This window comes from Enterococcus sp. AZ063 (assembly GCF_051715045.1).
Classification (GTDB): Bacteria; Bacillota; Bacilli; order Lactobacillales; family Enterococcaceae; genus Enterococcus_D; species Enterococcus_D casseliflavus.
This window is the reverse complement of the sequence record NZ_JBIOTA010000002.1, coordinates 1-17,998: the sequence shown is the minus strand read 5'-3', so window position 1 is coordinate 17,998 and position 17,998 is coordinate 1. Positions and strand designations below refer to the sequence as shown.

Annotated in this window: 25 protein-coding genes and 1 pseudogene; 7 read left to right on the top strand and 19 right to left on the bottom strand. The window is 36.4% G+C overall.

Going from position 1 to position 17,998, the window contains the following annotated elements; translation table 11 throughout:
* Positions 1-340 precede the first annotated feature (340 nt).
* Both IGK61_RS17765 and IGK61_RS17760 read right to left on the bottom strand, forming a co-directional pair.
* Entirely contained in the window at positions 341-2,512 is a 2,172-nt protein-coding gene (locus IGK61_RS17765; protein WP_438845006.1) for a SpaA isopeptide-forming pilin-related protein, read from the bottom strand.
* A gap of 150 nt (positions 2,513-2,662) precedes the next feature.
* Positions 2,663-3,490 carry a LysM peptidoglycan-binding domain-containing protein gene (locus tag IGK61_RS17760; protein ID WP_438845005.1) on the bottom strand — a complete coding sequence of 276 codons (828 nt, stop codon included), beginning with the start codon at positions 3,488-3,490 and terminating at the stop codon, positions 2,663-2,665.
* A 151-nt stretch (positions 3,491-3,641) separates the two neighbouring features.
* Between IGK61_RS17760 and IGK61_RS17755 the strand changes: the two genes are divergently transcribed.
* Both IGK61_RS17755 and IGK61_RS17750 read left to right on the top strand, forming a co-directional pair.
* Positions 3,642-3,887, top strand: a complete 246-nt coding sequence (locus tag IGK61_RS17755; protein ID WP_438845004.1) for a hypothetical protein — start codon at positions 3,642-3,644, stop codon at positions 3,885-3,887.
* Entirely contained in the window at positions 3,847-4,347 is a 501-nt protein-coding gene (locus IGK61_RS17750; RefSeq protein ID WP_438845003.1) for a hypothetical protein, read from the top strand. Before IGK61_RS17755 ends, IGK61_RS17750 begins: the two co-directional genes overlap by 41 nt.
* Before the next feature lie 148 nt (positions 4,348-4,495).
* Here IGK61_RS17750 and IGK61_RS17745 read toward each other — a convergent pair whose 3' ends face one another.
* The 12 genes from IGK61_RS17745 to IGK61_RS17690 form a co-directional block, all read right to left on the bottom strand.
* The gene (locus IGK61_RS17745) at positions 4,496-4,663 is read right to left on the bottom strand and encodes a hypothetical protein (protein ID WP_438845002.1); all 168 of its coding nucleotides are present in this window, start codon (positions 4,661-4,663) and stop codon (positions 4,496-4,498) included.
* A gap of 41 nt (positions 4,664-4,704) precedes the next feature.
* Positions 4,705-4,956, bottom strand: a complete 252-nt coding sequence (locus tag IGK61_RS17740; RefSeq protein WP_438845001.1) for a hypothetical protein — start codon at positions 4,954-4,956, stop codon at positions 4,705-4,707.
* Positions 4,956-5,291: a hypothetical protein gene (locus IGK61_RS17735; RefSeq protein WP_438845000.1), complete on the bottom strand. Its 336-nt coding sequence runs from the start codon at positions 5,289-5,291 to the stop codon at positions 4,956-4,958. Before IGK61_RS17735 ends, IGK61_RS17740 begins: the two co-directional genes overlap by 1 nt.
* Entirely contained in the window at positions 5,284-5,499 is a 216-nt protein-coding gene (locus IGK61_RS17730) for a hypothetical protein (RefSeq protein WP_438844999.1), read from the bottom strand. Before IGK61_RS17730 ends, IGK61_RS17735 begins: the two co-directional genes overlap by 8 nt.
* Positions 5,500-5,576: 77 nt before the next feature.
* On the bottom strand, positions 5,577-5,771 hold the full coding sequence (locus tag IGK61_RS17725; RefSeq protein WP_438844998.1) for a hypothetical protein: 195 nt from the start codon (positions 5,769-5,771) through the stop codon (positions 5,577-5,579).
* A gap of 320 nt (positions 5,772-6,091) precedes the next feature.
* Entirely contained in the window at positions 6,092-6,310 is a 219-nt protein-coding gene (locus IGK61_RS17720; protein WP_438844997.1) for a hypothetical protein, read from the bottom strand.
* Positions 6,307-6,492, bottom strand: coding sequence for a hypothetical protein (locus tag IGK61_RS17715; protein ID WP_438844996.1), 186 nt, complete (start codon positions 6,490-6,492; stop codon positions 6,307-6,309). Before IGK61_RS17715 ends, IGK61_RS17720 begins: the two co-directional genes overlap by 4 nt.
* Entirely contained in the window at positions 6,492-6,788 is a 297-nt protein-coding gene (locus tag IGK61_RS17710; RefSeq protein WP_438844995.1) for a hypothetical protein, read from the bottom strand. Before IGK61_RS17710 ends, IGK61_RS17715 begins: the two co-directional genes overlap by 1 nt.
* A 32-nt stretch (positions 6,789-6,820) precedes the next feature.
* Positions 6,821-7,318 (bottom strand): hypothetical protein, encoded by a 498-nt coding sequence (locus IGK61_RS17705; RefSeq protein WP_438844994.1) that lies wholly within the window; start codon positions 7,316-7,318, stop codon positions 6,821-6,823.
* A gap of 49 nt (positions 7,319-7,367) precedes the next feature.
* Positions 7,368-7,640: a hypothetical protein gene (locus IGK61_RS17700; RefSeq protein ID WP_438844993.1), complete on the bottom strand. Its 273-nt coding sequence runs from the start codon at positions 7,638-7,640 to the stop codon at positions 7,368-7,370.
* Between the two features lie 546 nt (positions 7,641-8,186).
* Complete coding sequence (locus IGK61_RS17695) at positions 8,187-8,510, bottom strand: hypothetical protein (protein ID WP_438844992.1); 324 nt, start codon at positions 8,508-8,510, stop codon at positions 8,187-8,189.
* Between the two features lie 10 nt (positions 8,511-8,520).
* Entirely contained in the window at positions 8,521-8,841 is a 321-nt protein-coding gene (locus IGK61_RS17690; protein ID WP_438844991.1) for a hypothetical protein, read from the bottom strand.
* A gap of 683 nt (positions 8,842-9,524) precedes the next feature.
* On the opposite strand from IGK61_RS17690, the gene IGK61_RS17685 reads away from it, so the two are divergent.
* Positions 9,525-10,445 carry a hypothetical protein gene (locus IGK61_RS17685; RefSeq protein ID WP_438844990.1) on the top strand — a complete coding sequence of 307 codons (921 nt, stop codon included), beginning with the start codon at positions 9,525-9,527 and terminating at the stop codon, positions 10,443-10,445.
* Positions 10,446-10,508: 63 nt separating this feature from the next.
* Here the strand turns inward: IGK61_RS17685 and IGK61_RS17680 are convergent, their stop codons facing one another.
* Together IGK61_RS17680 and IGK61_RS17675 are read right to left on the bottom strand one after the other, a co-directional pair.
* A complete protein-coding gene (locus IGK61_RS17680) occupies positions 10,509-10,796 on the bottom strand; it encodes a type III secretion system protein PrgN (protein ID WP_438844989.1) in 288 nt (95 codons plus the stop codon).
* A 147-nt stretch (positions 10,797-10,943) separates the two neighbouring features.
* Positions 10,944-12,443, bottom strand: coding sequence for a primase C-terminal domain-containing protein (locus tag IGK61_RS17675; protein WP_438844988.1), 1,500 nt, complete (start codon positions 12,441-12,443; stop codon positions 10,944-10,946).
* 691 nt (positions 12,444-13,134) lie between these two features.
* On the opposite strand from IGK61_RS17675, the gene IGK61_RS17670 reads away from it, so the two are divergent.
* The 4 genes and pseudogenes from IGK61_RS17670 to IGK61_RS17655 all read left to right on the top strand — a co-directional run bounded on the left by IGK61_RS17670 (position 13,135) and on the right by IGK61_RS17655 (position 15,374).
* Positions 13,135-13,956: a ParA family protein gene (locus IGK61_RS17670; protein ID WP_438844987.1), complete on the top strand. Its 822-nt coding sequence runs from the start codon at positions 13,135-13,137 to the stop codon at positions 13,954-13,956.
* 2 nt (positions 13,957-13,958) lie between these two features.
* Complete coding sequence (locus tag IGK61_RS17665) at positions 13,959-14,363, top strand: hypothetical protein (protein WP_438844986.1); 405 nt, start codon at positions 13,959-13,961, stop codon at positions 14,361-14,363.
* A 194-nt stretch (positions 14,364-14,557) separates the two neighbouring features.
* Positions 14,558-15,022: pseudogene (locus tag IGK61_RS17660) on the top strand (transposase); the annotation flags it as partial.
* Between the two features lie 253 nt (positions 15,023-15,275).
* A complete protein-coding gene (locus IGK61_RS17655) occupies positions 15,276-15,374 on the top strand; it encodes a type I toxin-antitoxin system Fst family toxin (RefSeq protein WP_154212971.1) in 99 nt (32 codons plus the stop codon).
* A 513-nt stretch (positions 15,375-15,887) separates the two neighbouring features.
* Here IGK61_RS17655 and dhaM read toward each other — a convergent pair.
* The 3 genes from dhaM to dhaK all read right to left on the bottom strand — a co-directional run bounded on the left by dhaM (position 15,888) and on the right by dhaK (position 17,906).
* Entirely contained in the window at positions 15,888-16,256 is a 369-nt protein-coding gene (gene dhaM / locus IGK61_RS17650) for a dihydroxyacetone kinase phosphoryl donor subunit DhaM (RefSeq protein ID WP_438844985.1), read from the bottom strand.
* Complete coding sequence (gene dhaL, locus IGK61_RS17645; RefSeq protein ID WP_438844984.1) at positions 16,249-16,827, bottom strand: dihydroxyacetone kinase subunit DhaL; 579 nt, start codon at positions 16,825-16,827, stop codon at positions 16,249-16,251. Before dhaL ends, dhaM begins: the two co-directional genes overlap by 8 nt.
* A 95-nt stretch (positions 16,828-16,922) precedes the next feature.
* Positions 16,923-17,906, bottom strand: coding sequence for a dihydroxyacetone kinase subunit DhaK (gene dhaK, locus IGK61_RS17640; RefSeq protein ID WP_438844983.1), 984 nt, complete (start codon positions 17,904-17,906; stop codon positions 16,923-16,925).
* Positions 17,907-17,998: the final 92 nt, after the last annotated feature.

Genomic DNA, 17,998 nt, shown 5'->3' with positions numbered 1-17,998 from the left:
AATTTTACTTTTCGGTGACGTTCGTTGCAATTGCAACCTTATATTCTTTCGAATACGTCTACTTTTAGACTTGTACATTCGCGAGTTCGTCAGTTCATTTTGAACATTCTCACCATAGATAATTTTTAGCGTCCCGACATATCTTCTACCATATGAATGAACTCACTTAGGTATCATTCTGCCGACTTCACCTAGCTTCATACCTTTATATTCTGTTACATATAAACGCATGTAGGAGTATTAGACCAATTGTTTCAGCTAACATGACAGCTTTCATTCCAATTGTCGAATAATCAGTTATGATTGTATCTAATTTATAGATAAACCTTCTCCTTTCGTGTTAAACACTTATAGAGAAACGTGTCGCACCTTTCCAGTAGTATTTTCCTAAAGCCAAATGTTTAACACTTGCTTTTGGCAATTCATTGGTCATTTCAAAGACGATTTCATCACCTTCTAATTTCTTACCTTCTACATATTCTGGTTTGAATGTTTCAGACCATTTTACTGGTGTTCCATCTTCATGGAATAACCCGTATTGCGCACCGTTGAATGTTGCTTGACCTTGTGTTTCTGCACCTGTTTCAGCGTCTTCTTTCGTTAACAAGGTTGAACCAGTTACTTCTTGGTTTGTACCTTCCGTATTTTTCACAATAACCGCAGTTGTTTGGTTCGCATATTTGATTTCTACTTCTACTGGTTTGAACGTATTCGCAAAACCAGTAGAAGCTGTTTTTTCAACTACCCAATATTTTCCTACTGCTAAATCTTTTGGTGTTTCCGCATGACCTTTATCATCCGTTGTAATCGTTTTGACTACTTCACCGTCAACTGTATTTTTGCGGATTTCAAATACGTTTCCTTTTAACGTGTAATTTTCATTCCACATCTCTTTACCAGATTCTACACCTGATTTTTCAACAATAATTTGACCTTTTGCTTGTTGGTTACGTTGGGTCAATACGATCAATTCGTTAGATACAACGTCACCTTCTACCACGTCAGAATCACCAACTGCTGAACCTAATACATAAGGATTCGGTACAGAGATTTCTGTTGCTTTCACGTGTGTACCATGTGGCGCTTTGATTTTTGGTGATAAACCATTTTCGTCTGTTGTTACTTCAGTCACTTTAGGCGCTGTCATACCTGCTGGAATTTTGCTATATTCTAGCTTGAATTTTGTACCAGGGACAGGTTTTCCAGTTTCTTTGTCTACTTTCTTGATTTGGAACTCGCCCTCTTTTTGGACTTTCACGTTAACTGTAGACTCCGCAGGGTCTCCTACTCTAGCTTTGATTACATCTTGTAACCATGGCGCTTGATACAAAATTGTTGCTCCTTCATAAGATTTATCAATCTTATAGAAGAATTTCAGAGTCCCTGAATCTTTACTATCTGTTTTTGGCGTAATTTTCATTGTATTGCCACTGATAGAAGTTGTCACATTCGCGCTATTATTTTTCAACTCATAATAACTTAATACTTTATTTGTATCAGTTAATGTCACTGTTTCGCCTGCTTGTACAGTATATGTTTTTCCATCAAATGACGGTTTCTTGTAGAACGTATCTACTTTTGCTAGAGTTGCTTTTTTGAACGCTTCATAGCCTGATAAACTCACTCTTCCCTGACCGCTTAAATCAGATATGCTTTCTACTTTTTTACCAGTTACAATTTCTTGTACCAATTTTTCAGTATAGAAAGAATTTACAATTGATTGTTGTTTTTCCCATCCCCAATATACAGCCAAAGAAGCTTTTACATATTGTTCCTTTGTAACTTGAGAAGTAGTAAAACCTGGGTTTGCGCCCCAATTTAAAGGTGCACCAGGTTCTACACACCATAACGGATTTCCATTTGCATCACGTTTTGCATAGTAACCTGTTTCTTGAGCTAAGCCTGTTTGTTTCCATTGGAAAGAAGCGTCTCCGTAATTGGTGTCAACATAAACAACGTTGGCTCCTTTAGGTAAAAGAGAAAACTCACTAAATAAATTTGCTTCCATTTGTGCTTGATTCTGCGCCTTCATCGCTTCTGCTTTACTCAAGACATCTAACAAATTAGAACGATAAGACGTGCCTGTTGTACTATGAATATTCCCATCCCCAATTACTTCGTATCCATTTTGTTCAAAAAATTCTTTGATTTCTTGATCCAATTGTTCTGAAGTTTTTGCAGGTGCGGGAACTAATGCTTGTTCCTGTGACACTTCTGTTGGTTCAGTCACTTTTTGTTCTCGAACCTGTTCTGAGGAAACAACATTTTCTTCTTCCACTTTTTGTGGCTCTTCAACTACTGGTGTTTCTTCTTGCGTTGAGGCACTTGTTTCTGGTGTTTCCGATAGTTCTTTTTGTGGTTCTGTTTTTACCACTTCATTACTTTCTGCTTGATTGAACACCTCTGTCTCTGCCAATGCACCAATCGGTTGGCTGATTACCCCGCTCAAACTCAAGAAAAGCATGAGTGAAGCCATTCTTTTCTTCGCTTTCTTAAAACCTTTGAATTTCATAATGTTTTGATCCCTCCATATATTTTTTACTTATTTCTAATGCTTAAATAACCAATCACACATGAACCACCCCCTAAAAATGAATACAAAAAAAGAAGCAATAACAATTTTGTCATTGCTTCTTCATTAACGAATGAATCAAATTATTGATTAATAGAAATCAATAGAGAATTTCTCCGAACCATCACTATAGAAAATAGTAATCAAATAATATCCAGTATATTCTTCGCTTTCCAATACCACGTCTTCAGCCCATGTATTAGCTTCTAATGCAGTATCAAACAGCTTTCCACTATTACCGATATAGCCACTCACAATTGTCGGCTCTTGTGGTTTTTCTGGCTCGCTAGGTGTTGTTGTACCACCTTGATTATCACCATTACCTGGTTGACTTGGTTGTGAAGGTGTATTTGTTCCACCATTATTTTCTGGCGTTGATGGTGTCGTTTGTTCTCCGTTATTTCCTTCAGTAGAACCACCATTGTTGCTTTCTGGTGTACTTGGCGTTGTTGTGCCACCAGTTGTTCCTGTTTGATCGCCTGCTGGTGTTGTTGGCGTCGTTGTATTTGGTGTCGTTTGTGTATTTGAAGTCGTTCCTTGTCCTACTGGTTGACTCGGATCTACCTTGTCTTGTGGTTTGATCACTGATTGTGCTACTGTTTCTCCTTTGTTATTTTGAACAGTTGCCACATTACCATCAAAAACAAGTTTATTGCCTGCGTAGATCAAGTCTACGTTGGCAATCTTGTTCATGTCCGCTAATTTTTGGACAGTGATATTTGTTGCTTGGCTGATTCCCCACAAATGGTCACCTTCAACAATAGTATAATTGCCATTTGATTTTGAAACGTCTGCTTTGATTTGTTCGACTGTACGAGGTGTCCATTCTGCTGCTTCTGCTTTTTCAGTATTCATTGCTAACGCAAATCCCCCAAATGTTGCTCCGATAGCTAGCACTCTTAATACACTTAATTTCATAATTTAATTCCTTCTTTCTTAATTAAAATTTTTATATCAATGACTATAAACTTATGATACTAAACTTATAATCATTTGTGAATACCTTTTTGAAAAATTTCCTCTTTTATGTATAATAAACTTATGATCATTAATAAAAGAGGTGATTAACTTGGATGAAAAATCTATAAAATCTTTTCAAATTTGGGCTCAAGAAAATCTTGTTACCAGAAGAGAAGCCGCTAATATAACTGGTCAAAGCTATGCTGGAATCTCTCAAGCAATTAATAGAAAAGTTTTAACACCTTTTCTAGAATTTGATGGCAATCCTCCTACATCACTTGTACGATTATATTTGAGAAGTGAAGTTGAAGCGTATGCCAAACAGCTACAAGCGAAAAAGCAGAAACAACAATAAGTCGTTTCTGCTTCTCACGAAAAAACAATATAGGCGGATCAAAAAGTATGAAAAAACATTTCTCATCTCTTTGCTAGGATCTGTGGTACTTATTTTTGTACTCTTTATTGCTTTTTCTGGGTCTTCTGAAACAGAAACATCGAAAAGTCCAACTGCCACAACAAGTGAAGTAGTGAACATAACATTTCCAACATTTGACAAATTAGTTGAGCTTGAAGGTCCTCAAATTGAAGATTTAGGACGTACACAAATCTCCTCTGTTGTCTATCTGAACAAAAACGTTGCGACTCTAGAACCCGAATCTCATGATTCGATCAATCTGAGCCTCACAATCGTAGATAAAGTAAATAATGAGTTTGCACTACCAAATGTAAAGTACACACCTAATACGTTACAAGTAGGCGACACTTTTGGATTGGCAAAAAAAGGCAGTCATTATTTTGCATACCGACAAAATTAACTGTCGATTACTCAATAAAATTATAACAAATGCCCCAAAAAACAAAAACCGTTTCTTGATAAAAAAATAATTAGAAACTCTAAGTAAGAAGATAGTCTAAGCTTTTAGGCCTTCTTCTTTTTTTATTTTCAGAGTTATAAAATAACTGTTATTCTCTTATATACGTCATTATTTGATACATAAAAGGATATTCATTAGTTCCCCATTCTTCTCTTTGACATTCTATACGTTTAATATCTTTTTGCAGGCGTTCTAGAGTAGATTCTTTCTTATCCTTATGAGAATCTATATAGTCAGTAGCTAAGATTTTTATCACCTCTCTAAACCTCAACTACCGCTAACGATTGCGGAAATATTTCAACTTATTTTTCTGTTCTGTGCGAGTTCGTAAAATCTCAACGTGCGCTCCTTCTCTAATCGTTCAAAATACCTTTGAATCACTATCTGGGTAATATCATCATCTTCTTGCATCGCGAAATGCAGAGAAAACCAACAGTATGCGTCTTCTAGTTGTAAAGCTTGATAAATTGTTTTTTCCCAACTAATACAGTCGTTTATGAATTCTTCAATTTCCCATTCCAATTCTTCAGTTAATAGCGAATCATTCATCACTCTGCCTCCTGTTCCAAAACCCATTCGGCAAACAGTTTAACTACGATAGCCTCTTCAAATGTGTTTAGTTTTCTATAAGCTTTTCGTATATAACTACTTTCATGTTTCTCAATTGTATTTTCTTTATGCAATAAATAGATTGCTCTGATAGTAGTAGCCCCCCAACCTTGTCTATAACTCTCTTTAAGCCACTCTAGCACAATCTGCTGATTATCATTGAGTTGCGGTTCGTCTGGCAAAAGATTTATTAGCCTTAGTAATTCGTTCGGATCAAACGCTTTGTGTGCAATACTATTAATGACGTAGTTTTTTAGTTCTTGTTTATTACTCACATTCATTCCTCGCTTTCAGTTCTTCTTTCAAAGCATAAAATAACTCCTCTGCTTCTCGTTTCGATAAACATAAATTAAGACTTTCTGACATACCCTCATATTCGATTGTCAAATCAATAGCATCTATATCTGGTTTTGCTTCAATAACTATCTCTACTGGGAAGCATCTATTGATAGATTTATCTGGCATTAATAGAATTTGTTTCATCAAACCTGCCCCCCTGTTGACATTTTTTTCGAAAAAAGGCAAAGTGTTAACATTGCACATGGTGACAGAGTATTTTTTCACTCGCAAGTCACTAGGATAACTATTTCATCTACAAAATCACCTTCGTCGTCTATCATGCCTTGTTGGATATCAATTCCTGTGATTTTCTTAAAGAATCCATCGTTCGGACTTTTAACTTTTATCATTACCTCATTGTCGCCAAAATCCTCTTTTAAAGATTTAATTTCGTTCATCACTTCTGTTGCATCCATAATTTATTCTCCTTTCGGTTGTAAAAACCACCTATTTTGGTACCTAGTAAACACCCACAGCTTTCCCGTAGCAGTAGTCGTCACACGCTTGATACCCCATCTGCCATTTGTCAATAAGGTCCAATTTCTTCCCACAATTCACACAATACAAATATCCATCAGTGCTAAACCCTGATTTAATCAACCACTTCTTGATAAATTTCTTTTTTTGTCTTTTATTCACTCGTTTTCCCCTTCCAATCTCACAATCAATGTTCTAGCTACTGGCGATTCTGCTCTTTTTAGCATTACTGAACACTGGGTTGCTGACGATTGCGGAATTAATCGCCGCCCCAAGTTATCCATGCTTTTGGCTCGATTTGTAAATCACCTAGTTCGATAACCTCCGTTGGTTCCTCACTTGGAAAATTTTCGAACGTGGATTCGTCTGTTTCATCAATCACTTTTAAAGCTGTTTCCAAGTCCTTCGCTATGCAAACGATTTGCCCACTCGTCCAACTTTCTAATACATCATCGCCGTACCAAACAAAAAGTTTCATCCCTCTGCCTCCACGGCTAATGCCATCAATTTTGGATCAATTCGTCTTATTTGTCTTTCTGTTAACTTTGGTACCAACGCCAGAAAATTTGATTTGCAGTGTCTTCCGTACATATCTAGATAGTCATACTTAAAATCGCTGAATTTAATCGGCAAAATCACTCGATATAATTTTTCAGACATCACTCTTCCTCCTCATATTCAGATAACTCACCTCGAATTTGGACACATTTGTCACATATGCACCCACCAGCTTTTAGTTCAAGATCTGCAATTGAGTCACACAAAACATATTGCTTCTTCGGGCTACAGTTACCGAATATTTTTTCTTTCAGGTCAATGTCACTTTTGAGAGCATCATGCAGATCTTGCAGCAATCCAAGAAGTCCCTGCCCAGATCCTTGATCCGCTTCTCCTTTATAAGTAGCCATATACTCAAGAGTTTTCATATTGATAATGATTGATAAGATGTCGTCCATCACTCTTCCCCCCTATCCCGCTATTTCTGTCACTAACAGACTGACCAACCCAATTCGTTTAATCGTCTTTGATTTTTAAGTTTTTTAATTTCTAGCGGTGTTAATTCAGTCACGCTATAACCTTTTAACTTGGTCACTACATCAACAAATCTGTACTTGATTTCTGTTACTTCTCTTGCGATATAAAATTCATTGTCTCCCAATTCGCACACATCCCCGACCCTTACAGTGCGCCGTTTTTCGTGAGACGAAAGAGAATTAATCGAAGCCATTTTAGCTGTGCTTATGATTTCTGTTTCACTGGAAACTCTGTTATTTTTATCAAACGTACCGATTTTTTGCGCTACTACAGTTACTTCGATTAGGTCATGCTGAAATCCTTTAATACCACCAGTATTAATATATCGACCTTTAATGCGGTTGCCAGAAATAGCTCGTACTATCCACGAGTCCTCTTCATAATCAAAAAGATCATTTAATTTTATAGAGTTGTTAAACCCTATTTTCTCTAACGTGATTAACTTGAGCATTCTCTCCTCCTAGTTGATAATTTCTTCCGCTAACTGATCTAGTTTTGCTTTACGCCGCAATCAAATAGCGATAAACTGCACCTTCTTCTCGGCGACACATGATTTTCACACGTTCAAATCGCTTGAGTAATCCTAAAAAGCTGCGTTTCTCTTCTAGTGTGAAGTTAGCTGTATATTTACTTACAGACACTTGTTTTTCTTTGCTACGCTTGATTTTTCGTAGTTTATCTGCTTCATACTGTCTGATTTTTTCAAGCTCATCCATTAGGTCAGTGGAATAATCAAACCCATCCAAAAAGCTGCGACTATACTTTGCTTTCAATTGAACACGCCTCTCCTCTCTTCTATTTATTTTTTTGGAAGTTACATTGCGATAAATCAACATTTTGTATTTACCAAAAAATACATTCGCGAGTTTTATGGCGTCCGAAAACTCTAACCCTAGTAGAAAACGGTAAATGCTCACTTATGATTACATAGATAACCATAAGGTCATGGCAAGTATCTACATGTATGTAGCAGACAGTCCTTTGTTCTTTGTTACAAGAACGACTGTGAAGCCCAGAAGCCCTATAAGCTACGCTGATAACTCCTGGAACATATTTGCTCTTCGAAATTGTTAAGGATAAATGTTGTTACACGACTGTTTTATTCAACCGCTGCATTTCTTTGTTGGAACTTTTGACGGAGACCATTTGAAAGATACCTCTTCCTGAAGATCGACTCAATCTATGTTGGACCACATCGAGTACCACTTCCAATACATCAAATTTTCCAACAAATCCTTTACCGCTTTAACAACCCTCAGAGGATTTTCAGGCAAATACAAAATGTTGATTTTTCATCTAGAAAACAGGCATTACTTATCTTACAAATATTTTTTTCGTAAAAATCGAATATTTTTCATCGGTACACCCAATTCTGCTTCAATTTGCTTCATCGGTTTTCCATCTTTCAATAAAGCTATTACTTTATCTTCTAACCCTGGCCGTATACTAAAAAAGAGAATAGCCATCCGTTCTTGATAATCTTCTAGCGATTCATCTAGACGTCGCTGCTCATTTGGCATGCCCAGTAAATTCAACAATTTATCTCTTCGCTCAAGTAATTTAGGATCTTTATACCAACCAGGATTGAGTTCTTCATCCGTTATTCGAAACAGTTCTCTTCGTGCTACTTGTTTCAAATCCACATCAATCACCTCATGCCATAATTTCTTTACTAACTAGTTTCCCCATGCCTTTACAAGTCAATCTCAGTGGTGCTATTGGACTTGCCCGCCGTGCAATCAGTACGCCTTGTTGATCAAAAACCAAACGTATCTTTTTTTGCACTTTCTTGAACGTTGTTTGATTACCAACAGCTACGTACGTTGCTTTGTTGCCTATATGACATAATTTCACTTCTACAAGTCTATCCCCCTCAATCAAATAATTTCTAGCTTGCATCTTTCTGGATTCCTTTTCAGGATATAAGACACATCGATAGCCATATTCAAGTATTTGTTCTGCAATGTTTCTCAAATCAACTTCTCCTTCCACATTTGTTCCAGTTTGGAACCAAACAAAAAAGGGAGTAAAAGTACGTGGCTACACATACTTTTACTCCCTCTATGTCACAGTTTGCATTACAAGTCTCCCTATCCCTAGTAAGCAATAATCAAACAAAGATTTCGTCTAAGACAAAATAAATGCCTGATATTTATACTAGTTTGCGAGAATATACAATAACCCCTTGAAATATAAGGCTTTTAACTCTCACAAAGATTTGATATAATGAGCACGTTGCATATGCAACACTGTAACAAAGAGGAGCAACAGCATATGTAGGGGCTAGCTACATACTGTCTGACATTGTTCCCTCAACGACCTTTAGAAGGACGGCAATCCTTTTAAAGCGAGAGGGGGCAATGGCTCCTATTTGTTTGGCTCGAAACCAGAACAAATTATTTAGTTATAAATAACAGTATCACATCGTGAATTTGTTTACAAGTCTATTAATGACGTGTGTTCACTTGGATATCTCTTACTGTAGCTTCTAACAAAGTTAAATCGTATTCCATAGTGGACCCTCCGTATGTTTATTTACCTATCGCGATAAGCAACGTAAATATTTACAAATAAACTTTAGCAGATAAATTTCTCAAAATAAAGAAAAAAAATCAAAATGGAAGAATTTTCCATTTTTAACACAAGGTGATAATTTCATGATACAATTAGAGGTTAGCCATCTGTTCGAAGCAATCGATAAATTACGAATCGCTAGGAAAATTTCTCAAAAATACTTGTGCCAAGGGATTATGGACCCTTCCACATATTCCAAAATAAAAAAAGGCGACTTAGCTCTTAACCTCAAAGATAGTTACGAGTTTCTAAGTCGCCTTAATGCTTCCTGGGCAGATATACAATCTTTAAATTTATTTTCTGATCCAACAATCGACAAACTCTCAAAAGAATTTAACAGACTCACAGCTGATGCAACAACACCAATAAAAAACATAGAAATGCTCTATACTCGATTATCAAACATGGATTTACAAAATAGTAATTTGTTAAGGTTACACTTGTTGCTAAAAAAATATTATGCTGACCAAAGTAACCAAATACCTAAAATTACTTCTGCAGAAATGGACACGCTGTTTAGGAGAATAGATATTTCAGAAATACTCACGTCTATCGATTATCTGTTGTTAGGTGACCTTACAACAGAATTCTCACTTGAACAGTTACTCAAAATATATCCACGTTTACTTGTTACAAATTTAGAAGAATTTTTAATCAAACCAAGAGTTTTTAAGTTGTATATCCCTCAATGCTTAGGGAATGTCGCAGATATCTTTATCGACAATCACTACTTTTCAGAAGCAAAACAGTTACTGAATAATTTAAAAACAATAGCTATAACAATTAACTCCTTTTTCTACCAGTTCCTAGTACAATACTTAACCCTTAGATTGCAATATCTTGAAACAAATGCTTCAGATACTCTTCACGAACTGGAAAAATTTATAAAAGCAGCCAAAATCGTTTATCCAGAGTCCCCATCAATAAAAGCATTTGAACAATCCTTTGAAGATCTAAAAAAAGTGAAAAAAAGCAAACCAAAAATTATTTTTAGAACACAATAAAATTTTTCCCTGAACCGCACTTTTTTCCAAGTGCGGTTTCTGCATATCTGTTTGCTAAAAAACTTAATCGATATGTTCTTTTCGTTTCTTCGGAGACAAAGACATCAAAAAATTCTCCTCCAACAACAATAACTCCTCATACACACGATCCATAGATTTACCTGCAGACAAGCTTAGACAATACAAAAAATCACAGGGAATCGTTTTAACTGTTCGATTACGGGTCACCCAGCTTGCAACTGTCCCTTGTTTATAGTCATGTAATTCACAGAATTCCTCCACACTCATCCCTAACTGCCCAATGATAAAAACATTGATCGGATGCGGATAAACAAACGTATTGATAGCCATAGCAGCGGTACCTCCTCCCTAAGTATTATTACATACGCAATAATAATCCTAATCTTTTTAAATAGCAAGCAAGGGAAGACCTAAAAAAGCTATATAAGAGGGACGTATCATAGATATAATGTAATAGGCAATTTGCGGGTTTTAATTTTATCCTGTATCAACCTCAAATAAATCGCCTTGTATTGCAGTTTTTTTAGGTGCTATAAGCTGTTCTAGCGTTGACTGGATAAATGTACGTGCCAATCCAAAGGCTTCCGAAATCGCTTGATAATAAGCCTCTTTAACCTCTTTTTTGACACGAATAATGGAGCGCATTAACCCATGTACTGACGCTAAAGTGATTCCACCACTTCGGCCAGCACGAATCCGATAATAAATTTTATTTTCAGCCTTCAGCTGTTTCAAGACTTTATCCAAAGAGCGCTCAGGAATTTTCAATTCTTCACGCAACTCTTTCTTTGTAGACACAATATAGGGTTTATACGTATAGGATTGCGCATTCAAATAAGCCAGTAGGTCTTCTGCCCACTCATGGCTATGGGAATATTTACGTACTTTCCGTTCTTTTTTAAACTTCCACCAACCTTTTTTCTTGTTAAAAAGCTGTTCCTCAGAGAGATTCCCATCGACCCACTCATGGCATAAAAGGATAATTTTTTCCCTTTGTGCTGCTTGATAGTTTCCTGAATAAGCAGACCGAATAATCCGTTTTAACTCCCGATCAGCTAATGGATCAACTAAACGATCGTTAAATTCTAACATGGCCAACTCGCACGCTTCGATTTCGTATCCAGAAGAAAAATAAGCCAAAGACAAGGTGAAAATGACATTGTTTCGGCCATATCTCCCCTTCTCTCCTTTGATTTTTTCGCTACCCATCAACAGACGGAACCAAGGTTCATCAACTTGACGAAAATGTTGATTTGACGGCAATTCAAAAACATTTTTATAAGTAGCTGCTTTATCAGACTCCACTCGCATCGACCAACTGATCCACTCTTCAAAGCTGTAACGATATTGTGGCTCAAAGAATAAAATATTCTCTTCCGTAGGCATACGAGTGATCCCAAAGTGATTCGCATTCACATCGACCGGAAAACGATAGTCATTGGCTAACTTATTTCGAAGGTTATTTGAAATAAGTTTTGCGACATTGATCACTTTGAAGTTCGATTTTTTTGTTACATAGGCAGGTTTATCTAACACATAAAATGCCTGGTATCCGTGAGTTGTACGTAACACCATTGTAGGCATGAAGCCAAGCTCATGGCTGGCTAAAATGATTTCTCCGTAATCAAAATTTGGATCTAACGTATCAAAATCAACAAAAAAGGTATTGATTTGGCTCAAATTGTCTTCAGAATGCCCCTTCGTAAACATTCTATTTTCGTCAGCATATGTCCCATAGCGAAAAACATTAGGGGTCCAGTGGCTAAACGCATTATCATTCTCAATAATCCCCTCTTCAGACGTAATCACTATTCCGATTCCCTCAACCATATGTTCTTTAGAACGATATGCGAAAATAGCCCCTTTCCCCGTCTGTTCGCTAAAAGAGAACGGTTTAAGGCGGCTATTTTTGTATTTGAATTTCCGAATTCCATCGTGTAAAACGGTTGTATATACTACGTCTAGTGCCACTGTCATGCCTACTGATCCTTTCTAACCAAAAAGAGAACACAAGTATCTTTCGATTTGTGTTCTCTCAATGGCTAAAATATCAAAACAATCTTAAGAAAGCATGACAAATAAGCGTTTTTCTATTGAGTTGCCCGTCAAAAAATGGTAAGATAAATCTACAAGTTCGGATTGGTAGTCCGAACAGATTTATTCAAATCACATAAGTGGTATCCAGCCACTTACATAATTTCCATGAGACGAGCGAGAACACATAGTCGTGTATGTGATTCAGATAAAAAAGTGAGGTCCAATTCACTTTTTTATCCGTCTCTTTTTTTTATATTTATCTTTATTTAAGATTACAAAACATTATCCAACTTGTAAAGTACTATTTCTATCTAAGATTTGCATCAGTATACTTACAAAATTATCAATCAGTATACCAGTATACTTATACACCTGATAAAGTGTATAAGTATACTGGTATACTTTTTTAAAAAGAGAGATTCTAATGAGGTTGTACCAACTTCCACGGATAAAGAAAAACATACTCTATAGTTTCTTGTATTAAATTTTAAGGGTATACCAGTATACTTTTGCCACTATATGGTATACTGGTATACTTTTACACATTTCTACTTTTGCAATTATTTTCTTTACAGAAAAACTTATCACTGGTATACTTATGATATATTATTAATCACCTGGAGGTATATTTATGGGAAAAGTTTATGTAGTAGGAAATTTCAAAGGTGGCGTAGGTAAAACTAAATCTGTAACCATGCTTGCATATGAAAGTGCAGTTATTAAAGAGAAAAAAACATTAGTAGTTGACTTAGATCCACAGGGCAACGCTACAAGTATTTTAGCAAAAACTGGTGAGCTTGATGAAATTACTAAAAATATAACTGTTGGATTTGAACAAGGTGATTTAAGTACACAAATTACACCTATTATGAATAACTTGGATTTAATTGCATCCAATACTACTTTTAGAAATTTAACAAAAATACTAATGAATCGTTTTCCTAATGACGAAATTAGCCAAATTACGTACTTAAGAGAGTTATTGGCCCCACTAAAAGAAGTATATGACGCAATTTATATCGATGTTCCACCAACAATTTCTGACTATAGTGATAATGCAATGCTTGCAGCTGATTACTGTATTATTGTTTTACAGACTCAAGAATTATCTCTGGATGGTGCTCAAACCTATATTGCTTATATGCAGTATCTCTCAGATACGTACGATAATGATTTACAAGTACTAGGTATCATACCTTGCATGCTAAGACCCGGTGGACGTGTAGATACTAAAGTACTTGATCAAGCAAAAGAGTTATACGGAGGCAATGTTTTAGAGACAATCGTTAAGTATCAAGAAAGATTGAAGGTTTACGATGTTGAAGGTATACGTGTTTCGTATTCTTACACTGGTAAACCCGATGGATGGGATCTCAAAGCTCATCAAGTATTCATCGATGTATTAAATGAGCTAGATCAACATGAGGAAATATTAGAATCTCTGGAGGATTAAATATGTCTGATAATTTCAAACCAATTATAAATAATAAAAAAAACAAATCTTCTTTACAATCAAAAAAAGTTGAAATAAAAGGAAAAACAGATTTTGGCAGGACTTCATCTAGCACTCCTATAAATTATCCAAAACCTGTAACCAAAGAGAAGAAAACTGGCACGAAACCGATTGCAAAAGATAAAAGATTTTCAGCGACTCTAACACAAAAAGTTTCGCCTTCAGTAAATTTAAAAATGAACACCCTTAAACCATTCCTAGGTGAATTAGAAAATATGCCTAAAGCAACAATAAATGAAATAGTTGATTTAGTTATAGATAGTTACGTCAATACAAGGTTATCAACCAGACAACAAGAAGCATTTAAAGCAATGTATAGCACTCAGTTAGAAATGCTCAAAAAGTAGAAAAGTATACTAGTATACTTTTCTACTTTTAAATAGATTTATTTTATAGGTATTTTATCAATGTTCATAAAAGTAGAATATAAAATCAGGAAAGTATACTTTCCTGATTTCAGACTGTAGACAAAGTACTAGTTTTTAGTGCTTTGTCTTTTTTTATCCGTTAAAATAAGAGTATCAATTGGAGGTGTATCCAGATGCTCTCAAAACAAGATATGAGTAAACGCGCACAAATCGGTTTCTTTTCTCTTGAAGACTTGGTCCCACAGGACCATTTATTGCGGCAAATAGATCAATGTATTGATTTCTCCTTTATTTATGAATTGGTTAAAGAGAAATACGATGAAATCCAGGGACGTCCTAGCTTGGATCCTATTCTTCTAATTAAATTACCAATGATTCAATATCTATTTGGTATTAAAAGTATGAGACAAACAATAAAAGAAATAGAAGTGAATATCGCTTATCGCTGGTTTTTAGGTTTGAGTTTAGAAGATCCTGTTCCTCATTTTTCAACATTTGGTAAAAACTATACGCGACGGTTCAAAGGAACAGATCTCTTTGAAAAAATTTTTTATGAAATTCTAGAACAATGTATCGCTGAAGGTATCGTAGATACTTCGGAAGTATTTATTGATAGTACGCATATTAAAGCACATGCGAAAGGTGTGATCGCTTCGCTCTCACATTCTACTGCGCAGTCGCCTTCGGCTCCTTTGCCAAAACCCGTTGTTCAGAGAGGGCTGTGTGAGGCTCTCAGCGTTCGTTTAAGCCGTTTTAAAACAGTTTTAGTATAAAAAATCCCTTATTCTACTTTCAAAGCGCCTTACAGGCGGTCAGGGCAAGCCCTAACAACCCAAAGGCGGATATGATATACTCTAACTTGGCAACTTGCCCCGTAAGGGGGTGTTTCTCTTGTTAGATAAAATCTTCACATTGGTTATCGCACCAATCTTTGTTGGGTTAGTCATTGAACTAGTTTCTCATTGGTTAGACGAGAAAGACGATAACTAAGAGCAAGTTGCTTTCTAACTCACACGTTCGAAGTCGCAACGAACGAAAAAAAGCCAATCCTACTCGCAATAGGATTGGCTTTTGTGTTTCTCTTGTACAAAATCTTCACATTTCGTACTTTGAGTATAACAGCTTTGTTTTTTTAAAGCAATGATTCAAATTAAAAAAACAGCTGCAACATGTTCTGAAACCTGTTTATTTTTTCGATCTAAGGTACTTAAATGGATTTTGGTAGTTTTTTATCGAAAGAAAACTAAAATAGCTCAAATCAAATTTTAGGGGTGTTTAAATTGATCCTGGTTGATTACTGTCAAAAGATTCTGCCGGTATTCTTTGAAGGATTTTTTTACAAGATTTTCGTAAGAGCATAAAGGGAAATGGCTATCAAAATCTATAGGGAACGTTTTCATCTTGCGCGTTTTTTTGTTTCGTTCGCGTATCGTACGAAACTGACTAAAGTCAAGAATAAAAAGAGAAGTCAGGGAAAACTGACTTCTCTGCGTACTCCGGATTTTATTTTATCTTTAATTTTGCCAATTGTCTTTTTATTTCTTCCTCGTCAACATCTGCCGCTAATAAAGCACATACTGTATACGCGCTTTCGACTAAAGCTGTATCAAAGATAGCAACTTTTTTATCCGACATCTCGATCGCCATTTCTAAGTTCATCTTTGCGCTACCAAGATCGTAAAAGGCTAATAATTGGTCAGCTGGATTCTCCTCGATGGCTTGAGAAATTCGTTCCATTGAAGTTCCAATACCGCCGTCTTCTAGACCGCCAGCAGTTGTTATAGGAACGTTTTTGGCTACTTCTCCAATGAGACGTTTTAACCCTTCAGGAATTTCTTTTGTGTGAGAAACCAGTAGAACACCTCTACTCACTGAAAACACCTGCCTCAATCATAGATTCGAAGAAATAGGCTGAAGACATTGCACCTGGATCAATGTGTCCAATCGAACGTTTACCGACATAAGATGCTCGGCCCTTTGTTGCTTTGATATTTTTTGTTTTCTCTACTAAAATTTCAATTGTTGCCGAGTTCAATGTACCGTTATTTAAATTTTCTACTGCAGGGACCCATAAATCTAACATAGTTTTTTCTCCAACAGTCGAATTTCCTCGTTTTTCGATTCCGGCGATAGCCGCTTTAAGTAAAAGCTCTGGATCACTTGTATCTTTGCTGGTTTTCATCATTTCCATCATAGCTGTGCCGTAAAGAGGACCTGATGCCCCACCAACTTTGCTGATCAACGCCATGGCAGCTGCTTTGAAAATATCCGGCAGCTCTCCCGATAGATCTGCTGACATTACAGCGTTCATCCCACGAGCCATGTTATTTCCATGATCGCCATCGCCGATTGGTGTGTCTAGTTCACTCAAATAATCCTTTTTAATTTGAATCTTTTCATTGAATAATTCTAATGTTTTACGCAAACTTTCTGGTGTAAACATGATGAACCTCCTAATTCGTACTAATTACTTTGTTCATTTTTGCCAATATTATTGAATCTTTATCAGTCGGCTAGACAGACAGTATAATCAATTCTTTACCAAGCGATTGTATGAACGGGTTCATTTAACAAACGTAGGCGTTCGTCGTCTAATTTGATCATGGTAATAGAGGCGCCTGTCATATCAAGAGAAGTCATATAGTTGCCGACTTTGTTAAACGCAAGCTCAATCCCCTCTTCAGAAAGAATCTTCTTAGCATCATTGAACAGGATAAATAACTCCATCAATGGTGTAGCCCCCATTCCGTTTACAAATAATCCATAGCTGTCGCCTGTCTGCCAGTTGAATTCTGCTTTTAGCTTGCTGATAATTTCCTTCGCAATATTATAGGAATCTTTGATTTTTTCCCGACGGTAGCCTGGTTCACCGTGGATTCCTACCCCGAACTCCATTTCATCGTTTTCTAGCACGAAACCTGGTTTACCAACTTCTGGAACAGTTGCACCAGATAAAGCAATTCCGATCGTTTTTATGTCTTTAACAAGCGCTTTTCCGTAACTTGCTAGCTCGGATACTGATTTTCCTTCACGTGCCATACTGCCTATAATTTTATGAACCAAGACTGTACCAGCAACGCCTCGACGTCCCTGAGTATATGTGCTGCCTTCAACGGCGATATCATCATCAACCAAGATAGAATCTATCTCAATATCATCCATTTCAGCCAAATCTTTTGCCATATCAAAATTAATGATGTCGCCAGAATAATTCTTAACGATCATCAAGGTGCCTTTTCCTTTATCTGTTGCCTTGATTGCTTCATGAATTTGATCTGGTGTTGGTGAGGTAAAGACTTGACCACAAACTGCCGCACTCAACATCCCTTCCCCTACAAAGCCTGCATGGGAAGGCTCATGGCCGCTTCCACCGCCGCTAATTAATGCAACTTGATCATAATCGTCGCTTCTAGCAACAACTAAGGTATCTGGAACCCGCTTGATATAATCTGGATACGCCTCAACTAAACCACAGACCATTTCTTCCACGATATTTTTCGGATCATTGATTATTTTTTTCACTTGATTTTCCTCCTTGATTTAAGGTGTTTCTTTTATAAAAAGCCATTTTTTAAGCACTTCATAAACAGTCGGTGTGTTTTTATCGTTTTCTT

Coding starts and splice junctions, on each gene's coding strand:
- IGK61_RS17725 (WP_438844998.1), bottom strand. CDS start 5,771: ATGGATGCAACAGAAGTGATGAACGAAATTAAATCTTTAAAAGAGGAT.
- IGK61_RS17665 (WP_438844986.1), top strand. CDS start 13,959: ATGTCTGATAATTTCAAACCAATTATAAATAATAAAAAAAACAAATCT.
- IGK61_RS17740 (WP_438845001.1), bottom strand. CDS start 4,956: ATGAATGATTCGCTATTAACTGAAGAATTGGAATGGGAAATTGAAGAA.
- IGK61_RS17685 (WP_438844990.1), top strand. CDS start 9,525: ATGATACAATTAGAGGTTAGCCATCTGTTCGAAGCAATCGATAAATTA.
- IGK61_RS17765 (WP_438845006.1), bottom strand. CDS start 2,512: ATGAAATTCAAAGGTTTTAAGAAAGCGAAGAAAAGAATGGCTTCACTC.
- IGK61_RS17680 (WP_438844989.1), bottom strand. CDS start 10,796: ATGGCTATCAATACGTTTGTTTATCCGCATCCGATCAATGTTTTTATC.
- IGK61_RS17715 (WP_438844996.1), bottom strand. CDS start 6,492: ATGTCTGAAAAATTATATCGAGTGATTTTGCCGATTAAATTCAGCGAT.
- IGK61_RS17750 (WP_438845003.1), top strand. CDS start 3,847: ATGCCAAACAGCTACAAGCGAAAAAGCAGAAACAACAATAAGTCGTTT.
- dhaL (WP_438844984.1), bottom strand. CDS start 16,827: ATGTTTACACCAGAAAGTTTGCGTAAAACATTAGAATTATTCAATGAA.
- IGK61_RS17710 (WP_438844995.1), bottom strand. CDS start 6,788: ATGGACGACATCTTATCAATCATTATCAATATGAAAACTCTTGAGTAT.
- IGK61_RS17730 (WP_438844999.1), bottom strand. CDS start 5,499: ATGAAACAAATTCTATTAATGCCAGATAAATCTATCAATAGATGCTTC.
- IGK61_RS17705 (WP_438844994.1), bottom strand. CDS start 7,318: ATGCTCAAGTTAATCACGTTAGAGAAAATAGGGTTTAACAACTCTATA.
- IGK61_RS17720 (WP_438844997.1), bottom strand. CDS start 6,310: ATGAAACTTTTTGTTTGGTACGGCGATGATGTATTAGAAAGTTGGACG.
- IGK61_RS17675 (WP_438844988.1), bottom strand. CDS start 12,443: ATGACAGTGGCACTAGACGTAGTATATACAACCGTTTTACACGATGGA.
- IGK61_RS17670 (WP_438844987.1), top strand. CDS start 13,135: ATGGGAAAAGTTTATGTAGTAGGAAATTTCAAAGGTGGCGTAGGTAAA.
- IGK61_RS17760 (WP_438845005.1), bottom strand. CDS start 3,490: ATGAAATTAAGTGTATTAAGAGTGCTAGCTATCGGAGCAACATTTGGG.